Raw genomic sequence first — 20607 nt, 5'->3', positions numbered from 1 at the left:
AGAGCTTCAGCGGCGGGTTGTTGCGAGCATTCTTGTGCTCACTCGGTGCGACGAAGAGCCCTGTCAACCAGAACCCTCCGGGCACTGCTGTCAGGCAGCAGGCTGCCACTATTCCGTCTTTCCTGGCTTGAGCCCTTTTGGTGCCCGCGTCTGACTGTTATGGCTTTTATAGAAGTCGTTCACCAGAGGTTGCTGCTCTGCGGGCAGGCGTTGAATGGTCAGGGTGTGCATATCACATGACCTTGAGAGGGCGCTTGTACTCCTGATAGGAGCAGGTATGAGGTCTATAGTGTCATGAAGGCTGGTCGGTCCAAATGGACTAGGGACAAACATCTGGGTGACGGGTTAGGGTGCTGGATATCGTTTTGCTATTATGAGTCGCCAGTCATGTGGCTTGCCATGCCCGCACCTGCTATCCAGGGTACTGTACCAGTAGTATTGGACACTGAGAATTGCGTTACGCAATGCACCTTCAGGGGCTGATGATCAGGAATCTATGAAGAAAGTCATACCGGTCACAAGTCCTCTGCTTCCTCCTCTGGAAGAGTTCATTCCTTATCTGGAGGAAATCTGGCAGAGCCGCTTTCTCACCAACGGTGGGGCGATGCATCAGGCCTTGGAGCAGGAACTCTGCGACTATCTGGGGGTGGAGCACCTGTCCCTGTTTGCTAATGGCACTCTGGCGCTGATTACGGCCTTGCAGGCGCTGCGCATTTCTGGCGAAGTGATCACTACTCCCTATTCATTCGTTGCGACCAGTCATGCCCTGAATTGGAATGGGCTCAAGCCGGTTTTCGTCGATATCGACCCTGTGACGCTGAACTTGAATCCTCGGAAGATCGAGGCTGCCATCACGCCGCAGACCACGGCCATCATGCCTGTCCATTGCTATGGCAATCCCTGTGCGACCCGTGAAATCCAGCGCATTGCCGATACCTACAACCTGAAGGTCATCTACGATGCCGCCCACGCCTTTGGGGTGAAGGACGGAGGGGGAGGAAGCATCCTGCGCCATGGGGATCTCAGTATCCTGAGCTTCCATGCCACCAAGGTTTTCAACACCTTCGAGGGTGGCGCAATAATTTGCCCGGACGAAAAGACCAAACAGCGTATCGATCACCTGAAGAATTTCGGTTTTCTCGACGAGGTTACGGTGCTGATGCCAGGAATCAACGGGAAACTGAATGAAGTCAGTGCTGCATTCGGTCTGCTGCAGCTAAAGCATATCGACAAGGCCCTAGCTCAGCGTCGCCAAATCGACCAGCTTTACAGGTCGTTGCTGGCGAATGTTCCCGGAATACGCTGCCTGCAGGCTGGGAAGGAGGGCTGTTCGAACCATGCTTATTTCCCGGTGCTGGTCGAGGAGGGCTTCCCGCTGGGCCGGGATGGTCTTTACCACCACCTGCGTCAGCACGATGTTCTGGTGCGTCGTTACTTCTACCCGCTGATCAGCGACTTTCCCATGTACAGTAGTTTGCCGTCTGCAACTGCCGAGACTCTTCCGGTTGCGCGCGCTGTCTCGGCCAGAATCTTGTGCTTGCCTATTTATCCGGGCTTGAGTCGGCAGGAGGTAGAATCCATTGTTGAAGTGATTTCCGGAGCAGGTCGCTGATATGTTCTCAAGCTCCAGCCTCCACATGCCGATAACGCATTAACGCCACAGAAGGATCAAGTCATGAGTCAAGAGCAATTCATCGAGAGTTTCCTGTTCGCTACCGATTTTCTGAAGCCGGTCGAGGTAACGATGGATACTGCTCTGCGCGATCTGCCCGAGTGGGATTCGATTGCCGCCTTGGCTGTGATCGTCATGTTCGACATGGAATATGGCAAGACCATCACCGGAGCAGACCTGAAACAGGAGCAGACCCTCGGTGGCCTCTACACGTTGACGGGACTGTAACCATGTCCACTTCAACGTTGCGGAATGTCCGTTTTGCCGGTATGGCGACCTGTGTACCAAAGCAGGTCGTTCATAGTATTCATGATGTCTCGCCGCACCTGCGCGCCGAGCGTGAGCGACTGGTGCGTAATATCGGTATTGAGACGCGGCGTGTATGTCCTGATTGGCAGTGCTTCTCCGACCTTGCATACGATGCTGCCGAGAAACTGCTGGATGATCTGCAATGGGCACGCGAGGACGTCGGTGCGTTGATCGTGGTGACCCAGTCTCCCGATTACTTGGTGCCTGCCACAGCCATCATATTGCAGGACCGACTGGGGCTGCCGCATTCCACTATTGCCTTTGACGTCAACCTTGGCTGTTCGGCTTATCCGTTCGCCTTGCAAATCCTTGGCAGCATGATTGCCTCCGGAGTGATACGCAAGGGCCTGATATTGCTGGGCGATCGCTCCAGCTATAAGCACAAGGATCCATTGAAAGATCCGCTGTTTTCCGATGCAGGGACAGCAACTGCATTGGAATATAGCGAGGATGCTGCTCCCATGTATTTCGATCTGAACAGTGACGGCAGTGGCTATAAGGCGATCATCGTACCGGTTGGTGGGCACCGTAGCCCCTTCCAATTGGAGCATGCTATCGCTCGTAAGGGGGAGGATGGGTTTTGGCGTTCTGACCTTGATCTGATTCTCGATGGTCCGGCGATCATTAGTTTTTCGACCCAGCGTGTTCCTCCAATGGTGGAAAATCTGCTGGGGTATGCTGGTGTTACCAAGGGCGAGATTGATCATTTTGTCTTTCATCAGGCTAATAGGATGATCAATGAAACCATCCGCAAGAAACTTGGGCTGCCTGAGGACAAGGTGCCCTCGACCTTGCGCGAGTTCGGCAATACCAGTGGCGCCTCGTTGCCGGTGACGGTAACGGTACGTCTGCGCGATGCACTGGCCCAGGGGCGAACACGTTTATTGTTGTGCGGTTTTGGCGTGGGGCTCTCGTGGGGAGGTGCCATCGTCGATGTGGAAGGTGCCGTGTTCCCGGAGTTGATCGTTTCATGACGGCCAAGTCAGATCCGTTCTCGCTCAATGGCAAGCGAGTGCTGGTCACAGGGGCATCGTCCGGTATTGGCAGGCAGATTGCGATTACCTGCTCGCAGGTGGGGGCGCAGATGGTGATCTGTGGTAGGGATGCCAAGCGTCTGCAGAGTACATTTGCTGAGTTGTACGGTGAAGACCATGCTCTGATCGTCGCCGACCTATCCACAGAGGAGGGTGTGACGCGGGTCGCCAACGAAAGCGGAGCACTCGATGGCCTGGTTCACGCTGCCGGTATTGCTCGGCTGGTGCCTTTTCGCCTGATCAATGCCAGTCACCTGCAGACCATTTTCAATACCAATACCTATGGACCGTTGCTACTGACTCAAGCGGTGCTTGCAAGGAAATGCATCGCACGGCAGGGTTCCATCCTGTTCATCTCTGCGCTGGCCTCTCATAGCGGCGCGATGGCCACAGGCGCGTATGCTGCTAGCAAATCGGCGCTGCTGGGCGCCATGCGAACTCTTGCAATCGAGCTTGGCAGGCAGGGTATACGTGCCAACTGCATTGCTCCGGGCTATGTCCGAACCCCCATGTTGGAGGGGCTTGGGCAGGGTGGTGCGAACATGGCCGAATTGATTGCCAGAACCCCGCTCGGCATGGGCGAACCGGAAGACATTGCCTATACCTCGGTGTTCTATCTTTCGGATGCCAGCCGTGGGCTCACGAGCAATTACACCATCGTGGATGGTGGATTGAGCATACCCCTGGACATTCATTCATGAACAATTTGCCGTCGAGCGTGTTTTCTCTGCATGGCAAGATGATACTCATCAATGGTATCGACTCGAGTCCGGGCAGGTATATTTCTGAGGCCTGCATGCAGCGTGGCGCAACCATCATGCATGCCCCGCATCCAGGCCAGTTGATCCATGGTCTGGTGCATTGCGTGGATGAGCCATCATGGCAGGAGGTTGCCGATCTTGACGTTTCCTGCCTGACACGGGTGTTACAAGCCAACCTCGTACAGCCGGTGATGCTGACACAGCAATTGTTGCAAGGAAGTATGGCCAACAAGGCATCCATCGTATTCCTGCTGTCGGCCGCAAGGGGGGAGCGGGGGCGAGGCGCCTATGCGGCGAGTAAGGCGGGTCTGCTGGGAATCATCAGGTGTCTGGCGCTGGAGCAGGCTGGGCATGGTATCCGCGTCAATGGTATTTCGTCTCGGCTAGATGAGTCTGTTTGGCCGGACATCGCCAATACCATCACTTTCCTCCTGTCGGATGCCAGCCGTTGGATTACAGGTATCAACCTGCCGGTCAACGGAGGCGGAACTGTCTGATGAAAAGGTTGTACATAATCGGTGCTGGCGGCTGGGGGCGGGAAGTCCTGGTTCTCCTGCAGGATCATACTGACTATGACAGGGAGTGGATGCTGGCCGGCTTTCTCGATACGCGCCCGCACATGCTCGACGATATCGACTGTGGCTTCTCTATTGTGGGTAACCCACTGAGTCATCAGCCGCAGGAGGACGACATTTTCGTTTGTGCTGTTGGCCTGCCTAAGGGGCGCCAGCAGTTCGTGTGCCCGATTCTGAATAAGGGGGGAGAGTTTCCAGCGTTGCATGATGCTCCCCAGGGCTGGATCAGCGTGCGCGTGCGGATAGGTCGGGGGGCGATTCTGTCACATCGGGTTCAGGTCAGCCCCGATGTCCATATTGGCGATTTTGCCAATATCCACAGTGCAACCATCATCAGCCATGACGTATGTATCGGCGACTATGCGCAGATCGGCGCGATGGTGTTCATCGGCGGTGGGGCGCAGATCGGCGATCAGGCCATTGTCTACCCCAACGCCACCATTATTCCGGGCGTAAGCATAGGCAAGGGTGCCACGGTTGGCGCTGGCTCGGTGGTCGTCAAGGACGTTCCTGCCGGAGTGACAGTTTTCGGTAACCCTGCACGCATCATTTTCTAGCCGCGTATTCATAGGAAGTTTCGCCATGCAGTCGCGCATGCTACCCAGCTACTACCTGTCGCAGGATGTCTTTGCGCGCGAACAGCGCAAGATTTTCCGCAAGCTCTGGCTGTTCGCCGGGCTGACTTCTCTCGTGCCTGACAACAACTCGTTCATCGTCCGCAAGACCGCCGGAATTCCCGTGGTCATCCAGAATTTCCACGGCCAGCTCAAGGCTTTCGAGAATGTCTGCCTGCACCGTAGTGCTCCGCTACAGCAGGGGTTCTGTGGACGGAGGGCTCTGGTATGCCCCTATCATGCTTGGAGCTATGACGTTTCGGGGAGGGCTAAAAACATACCTGACTGCGATGCGATCTACGGTTTCGGCGAGGTGGAGAAACAGTCTCTGAAGTTGCGCGAGTTTGCCCTGAAACAGGTGGGGAGCCTGCTGTTCATCAATCTGGCTGATGAGCCCATGCCATTCGAGGAGCAGTTCCAGGCGGAGTTTGTCGAGTCCCTGCAAAGCGCTGCGGAGTCCTTCGACAGCGAGGTGATGGTGACCACCTGGCATGGTCGTTTCAACTGGAAACTGGTCTATGAGAACCTGCGGGACTTCAATCACGTCAAGTACCTTCATGGCAAGAGCCTGGCCAGTGTGGCCAGTTTTCCCTTCCTGGCCGAGGGGAGTGCTGAGCAGGCGCTGGAGCCGCTGATGGATATCTCGTCTGCCGGTTTGCGCAAGACCATGCGCCCATTCAGTTACGGCGGGCCTGAGGGGGTGATTGAAGCAATACGTGACGTTCCCTGGTTGCAAAGGGTGGAGCGTTGGGGCTCGCAGGATGCCTATTTTAATTGGCTGGCCTACCCGAACCTGCATATCGCCTCTGGCAACGGTGGCTATTCTTTCACCATTGAGCATCATGTGCCTGTGGCGCCTGACAGAACCGATGTGGAAATCTACTTCGTCACCGCGAAGAGGAAGGCGCCCTACGCCGCCTCATACCAGGTGCTGCTGGCGAACATGCACTACAGCAAGAAGATTCTGAGCGAAGACATCGAAATGCTGGAACGGATACAGAGTGTACTGCACGATGATGCCCCGATTCCCACGCAGGGGGCGTACGAGAGTACCAATCGGAAGATCGAGCGCTGGTACGCCACGCTGATGGAGACCGGGCATGAACTCTAGGTGGATCGTCGGAGGGGGGGATTACCTGGAGCTGGTCTTCCAGGCATGGCGCGGAGCCAGGCCGCATGAGCATGTGCAACGAGTGGAGGTTGCCCAGGGCGCAGATTATGAATTTGATTTTCGCGCGCTCGATGCCTTGAACCCGGCGCAGGGTGATGTGTTCATCGCCTTTGACGAGCGTTTTGGGAATTTCAAGCGTATGGAGCTGTTTCAGGCGGCGTTGGCGCGAGGGTTTTCCCTGCAGCCTTTCATCAGTGAGCGTGCCGATGTCGCGACGCATGTCGTGGTGGGTAAGAACGTATTCGTCGGGCCACTGGCGATTGTCGGCCATGGCAGCCGGCTGGATTACAACAGTGTGGTGCATGCCGGAGCCAATATCGGCGGCAACAGCCATATCCGCTCATCCGCCTGGGTGGAGCCTGGCGTGCAGATCGGCGCCCGGGTGGTCGTGGGGGCGCATGCGATCATTCGTAGCGGAGCGGTGGTCGGTAGCGGAGTCAAGGTGGGCAAGGGGGCGGAACTGGGATGGCCCAGGCGCTATGACGCCGATGTCGCCGACAAGACCATCTATGACCTGCGCTACGACGAACCCATATGTGTCTATGGCAGTTAATGGTGAACGCCATGAGCAGGTTTTTGTCGCGATCTGCCAGACGGGCGCGTGCCATCTTTGCTGATGGGGGAAAAGACACGAAAGTCGTAATCCTGGGAACGCACGGTATGGGGAATCGATTACTGTGCTTGCCCCACGAAAAAAGACCGTTCCGTCTCGTCGCTATCGTGGACGATTTTCGGGCGAGCAGTTCCCCGGAGTATTTCGGTGTTCCATTGCTGAGCTCCGAGGCATTGCGGGAAATGGCCTCGGCAACTCCCGGCATCATTGCCGTGAATACCTGCGAGCGAGCTGCACCGAGAAAGTATTTCCAGCAATTGTGCCGCAGCGCCGGCGTGGCCTGCATCGATTACGCACAAGCGTTGGAGGTGTTTTCCCTTGATCACGCGTTGGTTGGCGAGCGAGCCCGGAAAAGCAGGGGGAGGTATTTTCACAGGTTGGTATCCGTCATGGATCAGATCATTGCCACTTTCCCATGGCCGTCCGCGCAGAGTGGAAAAGTCGCACTGATCAAACTGGACGGTACGGGGGACTTCATGATCTGGCTGCATGGCGTCCCCTCCATTCGTCAACATTATGCCGAGAGTAGGATCGTGTTGTTCGCCTATGCGGCCTGGGCGGATTACGCGGCCACATTGCCTTGGTGGGACGAGGTCATAGCGGTCGATCACTACCGATTCAGCAGTGAGCTGCTTTATCGTTGGGCGATCCAGTGGCGTATGCGGCTTGCGGGATATTCGGTTGCCATCAATGCAATGCTGCCTCGTTTCGTCTATGGCGATGACCTGATCCGCTCAAGCCGCGCAGCTGTCCGTATCGGTTGTGCGGATGAGTCTCTGGAGATGACGAGCGAACAGAAAAGGCAAGGGGATGCCTGGTATACGTACTTGGTCTCGACCAGGCTTGAACCCTATGCCCACCAGATGTTCCAGCATGCGGTGTTTTGCTCGCCTTTCGGGAGAACACTGCATGCTGCAAGCCTGCCGCGAACCTACGGCGTGGCACTGCCGCAGAGAGACTACTGCATCCTGTTTCCTGGCGCGGGGTGGCGTTACAAGCGGTGGCCGGCAGAACACTTTGCTGCGTTAGGCCAAGCCCTCCAGCAGCGCTTCGGGTGGACAGTCGTCCTCTGTGGCGGCGAGGAGGAGAAGGCGCTCTGTGCGACTGTGGCAAGCGCCCTGGGGCCCGATGTGGTGGATCTTGGTGGGAGGACGACACTGGCCGAGTTGATCGAATGGGTCCGCGGCGCCAGGGTTCTGGTCAGCAACGATACCTCGGCCATTCATATTGCCCCGGCGGTCGAGACGGCATCCGTCTGTATTCTGGGTGGTGGGCACTATGGCGCCTTTCTGCCCTATCCCGAGCGTTTTCCTGGCCGCAGGCCGCTGATCGCGATGAAACAGATGGAGTGCTTTCAGTGCAATTGGCACTGCCGGCACGAGAGGTTGGAGGGGGATGCTTTTCCTTGTGTGGCGAATGTCTCCGTTGCTGATGTCTTCAGCCTGGTTGTCCAGGCGTCTGAGGACGACCGGATATATGAGGGTGATTCAATGAATGCGTCAGGCCGATAAGGTAGGAGTAGGGAATGTCTGAACTTGCATATTTGTACGACCTGCTCGCTAAAGGCTATTCCGGTGAATGGGTATTGCGGGAGTTGAGCCGGTTGGTGCGCTCGCAGAAGCTTGCTACCGCGAAAGAGCGCGAGGGCGTAACGGAAAAAGTGGCGTCGCTGCGTTATGCCGTGCAGTTGGGCGGTGGGTTGGGTGACATGCTGGTCTGCGCGCGATTCGTCCGTGATCTGCAGAGCGCCTTTGCCGGGGCGGCGCAGGTAGATGTTTACATCGATGGTGTGCCCAGCGAGCAGGTTGGTTTTCTCTTTGCCGCGCTTGAGGGCGTGGGCGGTGTCCACCCGCATACCCTGCTCAACTATAACAAGGGCGACTATGACTTCATCCTAGTGTGCGCTACCTGTGTGAGCTTCGACGAAGAACATATCAAGTGGGAACGTATCATGGCTTGCGAGGGCGCCAGGCAACTGGTCTGCTCCATTCACAGTGCCATTGTCAGAATCTGGCATGTGGTCGAGCCCTACATCAGGAATGCCCCTTGCCTTGATGGTGCCTATGCGCACAAAGAAGTCTTTCGCGGGCGTACACGCAGAAAGTCCCTGCATGCCATGAGCGGTATCGCCTACGGTGGCGATCATTATCCCATGTCCCTGCCCGCCCGGCCGGTGGAGCTTGCCGGGCGTCGGTACATTACGCTGAACGATGGCTGGGGCAAGAACTCGGGGGCACAGATGGAGCGACTGACAAAGTCCGTGCGTTTCGAGTTCTGGAATGAATTGGTCGTTCTTATCAAGTCAGCGTTCCCGGATATTCTGGTCGTGCAGATCGGCGGTGGCTTCGGCAAGAACATTGACGGTGTGGATCTGAATTACCGTGGCATGGCGAATTTCCAGAGTTCGCTGGCGGTACTTGCCGGTTCCATGCTTCACCTCGATATAGAAGGTGGGCTGGTTCATTATGCCGCTGCGCTGGGCGTGAAGTCGGTCGTCATGTTTGGCCCGACCAACATAGGCTGGTTTGGCTATCCGCAGAATCTGAACGTGCCGCCAGCTGCTTGTGGCAACTGCTGGTGGACGACGCGGGAGTGGTATAACCAATGCCCGGCTGGGCATGAGCAGCCTGTCTGCATGGAGCATTCGGCAATTTCTATTTTCGAGAGCGTTGCTCGTGAGTTGAAGGTGTTATCCGGCTCCAGCGAATGCGAGCATATGTTCGTTGCTCAGTGATGGGGAAATACTGAGAAAGCCCTTTGGTACTAGAGCCGTGTAGGAACGAGCAACGATCTTTTCAGAAGGAGCCTATTGAATTGCTCCGCATTGAAATACGAATGTCCTTCTGCTCAATGCAGTAGTGCAGGAGTTTGACGGCGGATAAAGCACAGCTATTCAAGGGGTAAGAGGGGGGTTGGCCTTGCCTGATATGGGGGGCTTTTTCGTACTTGGCGGCTAATTTTAAATTCATTGGGCTAATAGGCTAAGGGGGTATCAATCATGCAGCAGCGCTCCATATTTTTACTCGCGCCGATGTCTCGACTTGGTTCCGTCTGTGGGGAGCTGATTGCCTCTAGCTTTTTTAACGTGATTGCGGCTATTGATGATGAGAGAAACAGTACACATATTCATGGCGTTCCTCGATGGACAGCGGAGCAATTTCTGGCTCGCGCAAGTCAATATCCCGATGCACTTGCTATAGATCTGTCTGTCAGCCAAAAAGGTCATGAATGGGGCGGTCGGCTGTGTTCATCCGCAGGGATGGAGTGTTGTGATTTTGATGTTGTGAAAGCAGAGCTGATGTCGCTGCCGGCAAGGCCCCAGAAAGATAAATATAATTTTGATGTTCTCAGGGTGCTAAGGTCATGGTCTGCGGTGGAGGTTGAGCGCAATGCAAACCCCATCATGAGTCTTGGTAAAAAGGTCTATTCGCAGAATGAGGAAGATGGAATCATATTTGAAATCCTGCGGAGGATAGGTATTCGGCAAGGTGTGTTTTTTGAATATGGCGTTGAGTATGGAGCAGAAAATAACACATTGGCGCTACTGGCTTGTGGTTGTAAGGGGGAGCAAGTAATGAGGGGCTGGCATTCTCTCTATCCCGTAAACCAGAAACTGGTTTTCTATATTCAAAGAGCGGGATTACCCTGGATAATTTCGTTGATATCTACCGGGCGGGTTTGAGTCTGATAGGACAACGGGATTGCGATTTTATCTCGATGGATGTCGACGGTAATGATTGGCATTTTGTCAAGGCGTTGCTTGATGCGGGGACTCGTCCAAGCCTGTTTGTTACTGAATATAATGCAAAGTTTATTCCTCCGATAAGATTCGTGATGGATTATGATAGGGCCCATCAGTGGACGTTTGATGACTATTTTGGTGCCGGCTTCTCTTCTTTTTTTGATCTTTTCTCGGAATATGGCTACTTCCCTGTGTGCTGCAACATTACGGGCAGTAATGCATTTTTTGTACATTCGAGATACAAGTATCTTTTCCAGGATGTCCCGGGATATGTGGATAGGATTTTTGTGCCGCCAAATTATTTTCTCTCAGGGCTGGAATGTGCAGGTCATCCCATATCATTGAAAACAAGTTCAGCTATTGTCAATCGCGGTTGACATTGTAATGTTTTTGGTTTGCGGGCCATGTGGCGAATGATTTCAGGCCCCGTTAGTTTTTATGGGTGACACTGAGGAGGTGTGATGAAACTGTACATGGGAAGCAGGGAGTACAAACCAGAGGGTTATCTGACCGTCGATCTGGATGGGTCTTATACGCCTGATATCGTGGCAGATGTGTGTTGCCTTTCCATGATCAAGAGCGAGACGGTGGATGAGGTATATGCCAGCCATGTCCTGGAGCACCTCGCCTGGCCGGATAGTTACAAAGCACTGGCAGAGTGGGCGCGCGTTCTGAAACCGGGCGGTGTGCTCAAGGTTTCCGTGCCAGACCTGAAAATGCTCTGCTCCCTGCTCATGAATGGAGTGAACCCAGCCTTCTGCCTTGGCCTGATGTATGGTGAGCCTTACCGCGGTGAACTTGCTGCGCATCGCTACGGGTACACACGCGAAACATTGTCGGAAATGCTTGGCGTGTTGGGATTCGATGATTTTGATACGTGGGAGTCCGATATTCCCGACGCCTCGAATGGCTGGATGTATGTTCAGGATGCTGAGCAGGTGGCAATCGCGCTCAATATTGCCTGCCGCAAAAAGCGAGAGCCGTTGGTGGTACTGAACGAGCTGTTCCCTGTTCTTGCTGGGAATCTGACGGTGCCGTTCATGTCGGCTGTCAGGGAGTTGCTCAGTGAACGTGAAGAACCTATCGGACGAGTTGATATCGCTGCCGTCACCCAGCAGCGGTTAATGTTCAAGCTGATTGAAACAAGAAGAAATGTCACGTTCCTGAAGGAGGAAAATGCCCGCTTGGAGAGTCGGGTTCGGCGTTTGGAGGGGCAAGGTCGAGTCATTGAGCTTAAAGGTGGGGATACGCGAGAAAACAGGCGTGAGGGAGCGGTTTTCTTGTTTGCTCCCATGTCACGGTTGGGCGGAATCTATGTGGATAGTGTCGTGGCGTTTTATGGCAATGTCGTCGCTGTGGTCGATGACTGGTGCCAGGATGCACTTCTGTGTGGCGTGCCGCGCTGGAGCAGTGATCAGTTCCTGGCTCAGGCAAGAGAATATCCAGATGCGCTGATCATTGATTTTTCGGTGAGTAGCAAGGCTTGGAAGTGGGCCGTTGACATATGTGATGCTGTTGGCTTGAGAAACTGTCGTTTTCTGGATGGGCTGCGTGCATTCCATGGTTTGCCGGGGGGCGAGTCCTCGACTGCTCGGATAATGCCTATGATCGGTAAGGTTGCAAGTGATGGGGGGCGGTCTCATCCCGGAGTCATCAGTGCACTTTGGCCTGAAGCGTTGATGGCCGGCTTTCCGCAGCGCTATTTCGTGAATTATGAAAAATATATAGCTGCTGCAGGACAAATTCTGCCTGCGCTGGATGTGAAACCCTACATCGAGGGCAATGAAAACAATACGCTGGATATGGCTCGTTTTTTTAACTTCTGTTTGATCTTCGATCAGATTGAAAAAGAGGGGATTACAGGCCATATGGCTGAGTTGGGAGTGTACAAGGGTAATACGGCGGCAGTGATTGCCTCTTTCGCCAGAAGGTTGGGGCGCCAGGCATATTTCCTTGATACCTATGAAGGCTTTTCCCGAGATGATTTAACTGGGCCGGATCGTGATCAGGCCATTCAGTTTCAGGACACGAGCCTGGAAAAGGTCAAGGCTTTGGTAGGCGAGGAAAGTGCGTTCTTTATAAAAGGTTTTTTTCCGGAAACACGATCCGCCTTGCCGAATGATGTTCAGTATTCTCTTGTGCATCTGGATTGTGATCTGTATGCGCCTATGCTGGCTGGGCTCGAGTATTTTTACCCTCTCATGTCCCCCGGAGGCTTTATCATCATGCACGATTATTCAAGCCTGTATTGGCCGGGTGCCGAGAAGGCAATTGATGAGTTCTTTTCGGATAAGCTGGAGTATATCGTGCCTGTGGCTGATTGCTCGGGGAGTGTGATCGTTCGTAAAGTCGCTGCGTCCTGATATTGATGGTCGTCTTGATATGTGGTTTGTCCAACGTTTGTGCTAAACAAAAGATCAAGGCATTTTATAACTATGTCGCTGTGGGTTGTTGCGCATCTGTAGGCGCGGATTGATCCGAAAATTTGCGCCGCTGTGAGGTAATTCGGAGCAACAACAGCTAGTGGGGATATAGCCTTTTTTATACTGTCGATCAGCGAGAGGTGTGTTTGGAATGAAAGGCTGTGATCCGCTGGTGAGCGTTGTGATTCCTGCATTCAAGCGGGAGTATATTGAGTCAGTGCTGACCAGTGTGTTTGCTCAGACCTATACTGCCCTGGAAGTGGTGATTTGCAATGACAGTCCAACCTCCCATGTTGCAGATGCCATTGAGCGTGTACGTTGGCGATCGCCATTTCCGATCCGCCATTTCAAAAATGAGACCGCTCTGGGCGAACTCGATAATACGGTCAAGGCCATTCGCCTGGCGCAAGGAAAGTACATCAAGTTCCTCCATGATGACGATCTGCTGGAGCCCGATTGCATCCGTGAACTCGTCACGGTGATGGAGAACGAGCCGGACATCGTGTTGGCTTCTTCCCGTAGACAGCGTATTGATGAGCACGGCGAACCGTTGCCTGATATTCTGGCGAGCTGTTTTCCCTTTGCGGGTGATGTGATCATCGATGGTAAGGAACTGGTTTCTTTTCTCGCCGATCACACCATCAATTTTATCGGCGAGCCCAGCTGTATCCTGGCGCGGCGTGATGATGTACTGGGAATTGCCGACCAGTTGATGTCCCTCAATGGCAAGGCGATCCACTGGGTTGGTGATCTGGCGTTGTACGCCAAACTGTTGCAGCGCGGCAATCTGGCCTTTCTCTCCACGCGTCTGACTAGGTTCCGGGTTTCTCGTCAGCAATTCAGCCAGCAAGGCCGTGACCAGCCCGGTATCGGCGCGCAGGGCCATGAAGACTTCCGCCAGGCGATTCGTGACCTGGGTTGGTATCGCGCATCCGGAGATAACCGCTTCGTTCGGGTCGCACCGATCACTCAGCTCAAGGCGCGGGTGTTCAAGCCCATCAATGTGCTTTCGGCCATTCAGCGAGCTGGAGGCCTGGGCAGTGTGCCGCTGTCTGCCTGGCTGGGTGAGCGGTGGCCCAAGGATGTACAGCAGGGGCTGATCGACCAGCGTCTGCAAGCCAATGCTGGCGGACCTCGCATTGCGGTAGTGGTGCTCGATGGCAAAGGCGAGGTGGAGGCAGTCGAGCGGACGCTGCTCAGCCTGGAAAACAAGAACCGATATCGCAATCTGGACGTTTGGGTGCTCTCGCCAGTGGCTTTGCCGGGCGTCGAAGGACGGGCCGAAGTGTTACCGCTTGCCGATGGCCAGGAGGTGGCGGCACTCAATGCGGCGGCGGTCTCCAGTACGGCTGATTGGCTGCTGACCGTGGAGGCAGGAGTTGAATTTACCACCAGCGGGCTGCTTATTGCGGCGTTGGATTTGCTGGGGGCGCCAGACTCCTGCCTGGCGGTGTATGCCGATGAGCTGATGCGCCTGGAGGATGGTGAGCACGGGATTGCCCTGCGCCCGGATCTGAACCTGGACTTGTTGCTCAGCTTCCCGGCGGGACTTTCCCGGCACTGGCTGCTGCGGCGTGACGTTCTGTTGGAGCAAGGCGGTTTTGCGGCGGAGTGTGACGAGGCGTTCGAGCTGGACTATCAGTTGCGCCTGATCGAATGCCATGGCCTGGCTTGTATCGGCCATATCAGTGAGCCTCTTCTGACCAGTGACGCCTTCGCGTTGCGGGATAGTCTGCAGGAGCGAGCAGTGATCGAGCGTTATCTGCAGGCTCGCGGTTATCAGCAGGCCCGAGTGAGCAGTCGTCTTCCGGGGCGTTACGAGCTGGACTACGGACATGCGCAGTTGGGCTCGGTGAGCATCCTGATCGTGGTCCAAGATCGTTTGCCGCAGATACAGCGTTGCATGGAAACCCTGCTGGAGCATACCGGATACACCAATTACGAAGTGTTGTTACTCGATCATGGCAACCAAGCTCCGGAAATGCGCGAGTGGCTGGCAGGTGTGGAGGCAATGGGTGCAGATCAGCTGCGGGTGTTTCGCTTCGGTTCTGCCTTGTCGCGTTCGGCCCTGTGCAATCAGGCAGCTCAGCAGGCGAGAGGGGATTTTCTCCTGTGGTTGGGCGATGGCGCGGGAGTCATGGACAATGACTGGTTGCAGCAACTGCTCAATCACGGCCAGCGTTCGGAGGTTGGCGCAGTGGGCGGAAAGTTGCTCTCGGCGGATGGCAAGGTGCGCCACGCCGGATTTTTGCTCGGTCTTTGTGGGCCTGCGGGGCGTGCCTTCGAGGGCGCCTCGTTCGACGATCCCGGTTATATGCAGCGTTTGCAGGTCGAACAGAACTATTCGGCCCTCAGTGGTGAGTGCCTGATGATTCATCGCGAGGTTTTCCAGCAGGTCGGTGGTTTCGATGAAGCGCCTCTGCTGGCGCCTTGGCTGGATGTGGACCTCTGCCTGCGGCTACAGCAGGCTGGCTACCTGAATGTCTGGACGCCTCGGGTGCAACTGTTGATGGAGGCTGCGTCCGAGGTGCCGGCGACGTCCGAGCAAGAAGATGCGATGTATGCGCGCTGGCTTCCATTACTTGCTCGCGACCCTGCGTATAACCCGGGGTTCAGCCTGCAGACCGATCAGGGCTTCAAACTGGCCGATCCTCAGTTGTCCTGGCAGCCCCTGCAATCCTGGCGGCCCTTGCCCGTGGTGCTGGGGCATTATGCCGATCGCCAAGGCTGTGGCCATTACCGGGTGATCCAGCCGTTCAATACCGTGCGGGATGCCGGATTGATCGACGGGTATCTGTCCATGGAGCTGTTGTCGCCCGCCGAACTGGAGCGCTATACGCCGGACGTGATCCTGCTGCAGCGACAAGTGGGGGAGGCGCAGCAGGAAGCGCTGCGCCGGATAAAAGACTTTTCGAAGGCCTTCAAGGTGTTCGAGCTGGACGACTACCTGCCCAACTTACCGCTCAAGAGCATCTATCGCCAGCATATGCCCAAGGATATCCTGCGTAGCCTTCGGCGCTCGTTGGGGCATGTCGATCGTTTCGTCGTATCGACCCAGCCCCTAGCGGAGGCTTTTTCAGGCTTGCATAGAGATATCCGGGTCATCGAGAACCGCCTCCCGCTGGACTGGTGGTTAGGACTGCGCAGCGAGCGGCGTACTGGTAGCAAGCCGCGTGTCGGCTGGGCGGGTGGAGTTGGCCATACCGGCGACCTGGAACTGATCGTGGATGTGGTCAGGGAACTGGCCGAGGAGGTCGAGTGGGTCTTTTTCGGCATGTGCCCGGACAGCCTGCGGCCTTATATCCATGAGTTCCATGTCGGGGTGCCCATCCACCAGTACCCCGCGATGCTGGCGGGCTTGAACCTGGACCTGGCACTGGCTCCAGTCGAGCAGAATCTGTTCAACGAGTGCAAGAGCAACCTGCGCTTGCTGGAGTACGGTGCCTGCGGTTTCCCGGTCATCTGTTCTGATGTGCGTTGTTATCAGGATGACCGCTTGCCTGTGATGCGGGTGAAGAACCGCTTCAAGGATTGGGTCGATGCCATACGGGCACATATCCATGATCTGGATGCCGCTGCCAATGCCGGGGATGCACTGCGTGCGGCGGTGCAGCGTGACTGGATGCTGGAAGGAGGAAATCTGGAAGACTGGCGCAAGGCCTGGTTGCCGGACTGAGCAGGTCGCCAGAGTGAGTCATCTTGGCGGTTTATTCATGAAGCGTTTAGGGGGCTGCACCCCGTGGCACTAAAGAAATCTCGGGGAGAGCCGAAAGCTTTATCAAGCAGGATCGTCGAGTGGCTGCGGGGTTCGCACACCGGAAACGGTGAGCGGTAAAAAATCTCAAGGCCCCCTAAAGCTCGACGGAAATGCGCCGATAACAAGTTTGAATGCGAACTTCATGGTGCCTGGTTACAGCGCTCACCGAGCTCGCAACCAGGCAAACAAGCTAGGTCCGATGGAGGACAAACATCATGGCTTTGACCGTCAATACTAACGTTGCTTCCCTGAACACTCAGCGCAACCTCAGCAACTCGTCCAACGCGCTCAACACCACCATGCAGCGCCTGTCCACCGGTAGCCGCATCAACAGCGCCAAGGATGATGCCGCCGGCCTGCAGATCGCCAACCGTCTGGGCAGCCAGATCAGCGGCCTCAACGTTGCGGTGAAGAACTCCAACGACGGTATCTCCATGGCTCAGACCGCCGAGGGTGCTCTGCAGCAGTCCACCAATATCCTGCAACGTATGCGTGACCTGTCCCTGCAGGCAGCCAACGGCTCCAACAGCAAGTCCGAGCGCACCGCGCTGAATGATGAAGTGTCCCAGTTGAAGAAAGAGCTGGACCGTATCAGCAATACCACCACCTTCGGTGGTCGTCAGTTGCTGGATGGCACTTTCGGAACCACCAGTTTCCAGGTGGGAGCTGCTGCCAACGAAATCATCAGTGTCGGCATCGACAAGATGAACACCGAATCCCTGAAAGGAAACTACTTCGAGGCGTCTTTCGCGGCTGCCACTGCTGGCGCTACGGCAAGTGGCGGAGTGGGCACCGTAGAAATTACAACATCGGCAGCCGCGGGTGGTGGTACGGCCAAAACCGTCAAGGTGGATGTTGCACTCAAACAGGGCGACTCTGCAGCTGTCGTAACAGAGAAAATCGCGGCGGCCATCAACGATGCCAACCTGGGCATTGGTATCAGTAAGGATGCAAGTGGTGCATGGAAGGCTGTCGTCAAGGCAGACTCTGAAGGTGGTATTGCGGTAACGAACATTGGTGCGTTCACCGACGCTCCGGCGCCCGCGACTGCGACAGGTGCTGCCCGTATAGCACAGGATCTTTCCACTACGCAGCCGGTAGCTGCTACGGCGAATCGGGTGAAAGATATCAATATCAGCAATGCCGCCGGGGCTCAGGCTGCAGTTCTGGTAATCGACGATGCCATCAAGCAGATCGATAACCAGCGGGCCGATCTGGGTGCGGTGCAGAACCGCTTCGAAAATACCATCGCCAACCTGCAGAATATCGGCGAGAACGTTGCGGCAGCCAAGGGTCGTATCCAGGATACCGATTACGCCGCTGAAACCGCCGCGCTGAGCAAGAACCAGATCCTGCAACAAGCCGGTACTGCGATTCTGGCCCAGGCCAACCAGTTGCCGCAGGCGGTGCTCAGCCTCCTGCAGTAAACTGAAACAAGGTCTGCAATGACTGCGGGGGGAAGTGCTTGGCGCTTCCTCCCGTTTTGCCTTTGTGAGGTGATGAAATGGATATTGCACTTTCCAACCGCCTGCCCGGCAATACACCAGCCCCTCAGGCTGTCCAGGATGGCTTGCGCGGTACCGCAGCCAGACAAGCTGACTCAGGTACCGTGGCGGGTGTTGAAAAAGCCAGCGTGGCCCAGGAAAAACCTGCGCGCGTCGAATCTGTCGAAGAGGCTGTTTCCAGCATCAAGGATTTTGTCCAGACCATCCGTCGTGATCTGAACTTTGATCTGGACGATTCCAGTGGCAAGATGGTCGTCAAGGTGACTGATCGGGCCTCTGGCGAGATCATTCGCCAGATTCCGTCTGAAGAAGCGCTGCGTCTGGCTGAAAACCTGGAAGAGGCACGTAGCCTGTTATTCAAGGCCAAGGCCTGAGCCATTTTCCTCGGTCTGATTATTGCTTCATGTATTCTCACGCAAACTAAAGTGTCAACTCCATGACGAGGTGGTGAAATGGCAGGTATTACAGGCATCGGTTCAGGAATGAACATCGACACGATGGTCTCGACCTTGATCGCAGCAGAAAAGGCACCTAAAGAAGCCCAACTGACGCGCTTGACCACTGCCAACACCACAAAGATCACTGCGCTGGGAACCCTCCGCAATTCCTTGACTTCTTTTCAGAGCGCGCTCAAGGACCTGAATGATGTCAAGTTGTTCCAGAACCGCTCGGGCAAGTCATCCAATGAAGAATTGCTGACGGTCACAGCAGACAAAACAGCGCAATCTGGTAGTTACGCCGTCAAAGTGGAGCAGCTAGCCACTGGCAGCAAGACTGCGACAGCTGTGCTTGATGATGACTTCAAGACAGGCTCAGCAGGGCAGTTGACCGTCAAGGTCGGCAGCAGCGACAGTGGTGTCAGCGTAGACATCGCAGAAGGCGCATCCTTGAGTGACGTACGAGATGCGATCAATGCGGCACTGAAGGACAAAGGGGTCAGTGCCAACCTGCTGACCAATCCGAGCAATGGCGAGACACGCCTGGTACTGTCCTCGACCAATACAGGGGCAGACAAGGATGTTCTCATTGAGGCGGATGGCGTCGATAGCCGTTTGAACATCGGCTCGAACAATGTGGCCGGACCAGGTGCGGGCGTGCTTGAGCGTGCCCAAAATGCCAAGTTCACTGTGGATGGTCTTTCGCTCGAAAGTGCCACCAACAAGGTCGAAGGCGCTATTCCCGATGTAACCCTGAACCTGGCCAAGGCGGATAAGGACAAGACAACGGTTGTCACCGTAGGACAGGACATCGAAGGGGTGACGGCCAACATCAAAAAGTTCGTCAGTGCTTACAACGATCTGGTCAAGACTGCGAACTCACTGACAAAAGTAACCAAGGTCGGCGAGGATGGGACGCCGTTGACCGGTGGGCTGGTAGGGGACTCCAGTGTTCGCAACATCTTGTCCGGCTTGCAAAACGAACTGGTGTCTGCCGCGGGGGGGGATGTACGTCTGCTGTCCCAGCTTGGTATTACAACCCAGCAGGATGGCACGCTGGGCATTGAGGATGATGAGCTCAAGGCTGCTCTTGAAAAGAACTTTGATGCTGTCGGTAACTTTTTCGCGGGTGAGAATGGCTTGATGACTCGGATGAATGACCGGGTCGATGGATTCAACCAGACCGGTGGTGTGCTCGCACAACGGGTTTCTGGGCTTGAAGCCAGCAACAAGGACATTACGGCGCAGCGTGAGAAGCTGACACTGCGTATCGAGAGCATGACCAAGCGCCTTTATGCTCAATTCAACGCCATGGACAGCATGGTAGCTAGGCTCACCAACACCAGTAATAGCCTGGCCTCGGCGCTTTCCAACTTGCCCGGTGTCGTCAAGAAGAGCTCATAAATGACCAGTCCCATCGATGTTTACAGGCAGACCAGTATCAGTCAGGAAGTCAGCAACTACCGAGCTGTGCAGTTGTTGCTTGATGGTGCCATAGAGCGTGTATACCAAGCTCGGCAGGCGCAGCAGCAGGGAGATGCAGCCGTGCGGGGGCTGGCTGTCGGTTCTACCCTGGATATCCTGAGTGTCTTGCAGGCCAGTCTTGACAAGGAGTTGGGTGGTGCTATCGCCGAGAATTTGGATGTGCTCTATGACTATATGATTCGCCGTCTGGGCGGTGTGGCTGTGGAAACGAGCCAGGGCAGCCTGAATGAAGTGCTGGAGTTACTGGTACAGATTCGTGATGCCTGGGTTGCCATTGGCCCCGAGGTGGAGCCTGCCGCAGGCTGAGTGCTCCAGGTAGATCCAAGCCCGGTACTGCTGGTGAGTGCCGGGCTTTTGTGCATTCAGTTCCATGTATTTCAACCTCTTTGCCGAGGTGCTGTAGGTGGGCTGGCATCCGGTATGCGCGGATTTTTCATCTTTCCAATCCTTCCGCGCAGGGTGGGGGCGCTGGAGCAATGGAGGCAGATCATCGCAACGGCCAGCCCTCG

General features: G+C 55.6%; 18 protein-coding genes. All 18 read left to right on the top strand.

Going from position 1 to position 20607, the window contains the following annotated elements; genetic code table 11:
- The first annotated feature begins 496 nt into the window (after nt 1-496).
- The 18 genes from HW090_RS04455 (at nt 497) to fliS (ending at nt 20404) form a co-directional block, all read left to right on the top strand.
- Nucleotides 497-1612, top strand: coding sequence for a DegT/DnrJ/EryC1/StrS aminotransferase family protein (locus HW090_RS04455; protein WP_179112342.1), 1116 nt, complete (start codon nt 497-499; stop codon nt 1610-1612).
- Nucleotides 1613-1675: 63 nt separating this feature from the next.
- Nucleotides 1676-1900, top strand: coding sequence for an acyl carrier protein (locus HW090_RS04450; protein WP_179112341.1), 225 nt, complete (start codon nt 1676-1678; stop codon nt 1898-1900).
- 2 nt (nt 1901-1902) lie between these two features.
- Entirely contained in the window at nt 1903-2955 is a 1053-nt protein-coding gene (locus tag HW090_RS04445) for a ketoacyl-ACP synthase III (protein WP_179112340.1), read from the top strand.
- On the top strand, nt 2952-3716 hold the full coding sequence (locus HW090_RS04440) for an SDR family NAD(P)-dependent oxidoreductase (RefSeq protein ID WP_179112339.1): 765 nt from the start codon (nt 2952-2954) through the stop codon (nt 3714-3716). Before HW090_RS04445 ends, HW090_RS04440 begins: the two co-directional genes overlap by 4 nt.
- Nucleotides 3713-4273, top strand: a complete 561-nt coding sequence (locus HW090_RS04435) for an SDR family NAD(P)-dependent oxidoreductase (RefSeq protein WP_179112338.1) — start codon at nt 3713-3715, stop codon at nt 4271-4273. Before HW090_RS04440 ends, HW090_RS04435 begins: the two co-directional genes overlap by 4 nt.
- Complete coding sequence (locus tag HW090_RS04430) at nt 4273-4908, top strand: acetyltransferase (RefSeq protein WP_218673562.1); 636 nt, start codon at nt 4273-4275, stop codon at nt 4906-4908. Before HW090_RS04435 ends, HW090_RS04430 begins: the two co-directional genes overlap by 1 nt.
- 25 nt (nt 4909-4933) lie before the next feature.
- The gene (locus HW090_RS04425; protein ID WP_179112337.1) at nt 4934-6076 is read left to right on the top strand and encodes an aromatic ring-hydroxylating dioxygenase subunit alpha; all 1143 of its coding nucleotides are present in this window, start codon (nt 4934-4936) and stop codon (nt 6074-6076) included.
- On the top strand, nt 6066-6689 hold the full coding sequence (locus tag HW090_RS04420) for a UDP-3-O-(3-hydroxymyristoyl)glucosamine N-acyltransferase (RefSeq protein ID WP_179112336.1): 624 nt from the start codon (nt 6066-6068) through the stop codon (nt 6687-6689). The genes HW090_RS04425 and HW090_RS04420 overlap by 11 nt, the downstream gene beginning before the upstream one ends.
- 11 nt (nt 6690-6700) lie before the next feature.
- Nucleotides 6701-8260 carry a glycosyltransferase family 9 protein gene (locus tag HW090_RS04415; RefSeq protein ID WP_179112335.1) on the top strand — a complete coding sequence of 520 codons (1560 nt, stop codon included), beginning with the start codon at nt 6701-6703 and terminating at the stop codon, nt 8258-8260.
- A gap of 14 nt (nt 8261-8274) precedes the next feature.
- Nucleotides 8275-9483 (top strand): glycosyltransferase family 9 protein, encoded by a 1209-nt coding sequence (locus HW090_RS04410; RefSeq protein WP_179112334.1) that lies wholly within the window; start codon nt 8275-8277, stop codon nt 9481-9483.
- A 264-nt stretch (nt 9484-9747) separates the two neighbouring features.
- On the top strand, nt 9748-10431 hold the full coding sequence (locus HW090_RS04405) for a hypothetical protein (RefSeq protein WP_179112333.1): 684 nt from the start codon (nt 9748-9750) through the stop codon (nt 10429-10431).
- A 35-nt stretch (nt 10432-10466) separates the two neighbouring features.
- Complete coding sequence (locus tag HW090_RS04400) at nt 10467-10868, top strand: hypothetical protein (protein WP_179112332.1); 402 nt, start codon at nt 10467-10469, stop codon at nt 10866-10868.
- A gap of 84 nt (nt 10869-10952) precedes the next feature.
- Nucleotides 10953-12854: a TylF/MycF/NovP-related O-methyltransferase gene (locus tag HW090_RS04395; protein WP_179112331.1), complete on the top strand. Its 1902-nt coding sequence runs from the start codon at nt 10953-10955 to the stop codon at nt 12852-12854.
- Between the two features lie 211 nt (nt 12855-13065).
- Complete coding sequence (locus HW090_RS04390; protein WP_179112330.1) at nt 13066-16590, top strand: glycosyltransferase; 3525 nt, start codon at nt 13066-13068, stop codon at nt 16588-16590.
- A gap of 296 nt (nt 16591-16886) precedes the next feature.
- Nucleotides 16887-18098: a flagellin gene (locus HW090_RS04385; RefSeq protein WP_179112329.1), complete on the top strand. Its 1212-nt coding sequence runs from the start codon at nt 16887-16889 to the stop codon at nt 18096-18098.
- Between the two features lie 77 nt (nt 18099-18175).
- Nucleotides 18176-18550 (top strand): flagellar protein FlaG, encoded by a 375-nt coding sequence (locus HW090_RS04380; protein ID WP_179112328.1) that lies wholly within the window; start codon nt 18176-18178, stop codon nt 18548-18550.
- 78 nt (nt 18551-18628) lie between these two features.
- The gene (gene fliD / locus HW090_RS04375; RefSeq protein WP_179112327.1) at nt 18629-20017 is read left to right on the top strand and encodes a flagellar filament capping protein FliD; all 1389 of its coding nucleotides are present in this window, start codon (nt 18629-18631) and stop codon (nt 20015-20017) included.
- The gene (gene fliS, locus HW090_RS04370) at nt 20018-20404 is read left to right on the top strand and encodes a flagellar export chaperone FliS (RefSeq protein ID WP_179112326.1); all 387 of its coding nucleotides are present in this window, start codon (nt 20018-20020) and stop codon (nt 20402-20404) included.
- Nucleotides 20405-20607 lie beyond the last annotated feature (203 nt).

The sequence above is a fragment of the Pseudomonas sp. ABC1 genome (assembly GCF_013395055.1).
GTDB lineage: Bacteria > Pseudomonadota > Gammaproteobacteria > Pseudomonadales > Pseudomonadaceae > Stutzerimonas.
The sequence above is the reverse complement of the archived record's forward strand: the minus strand, read 5'-3'. Positions and strand labels throughout refer to the sequence as shown.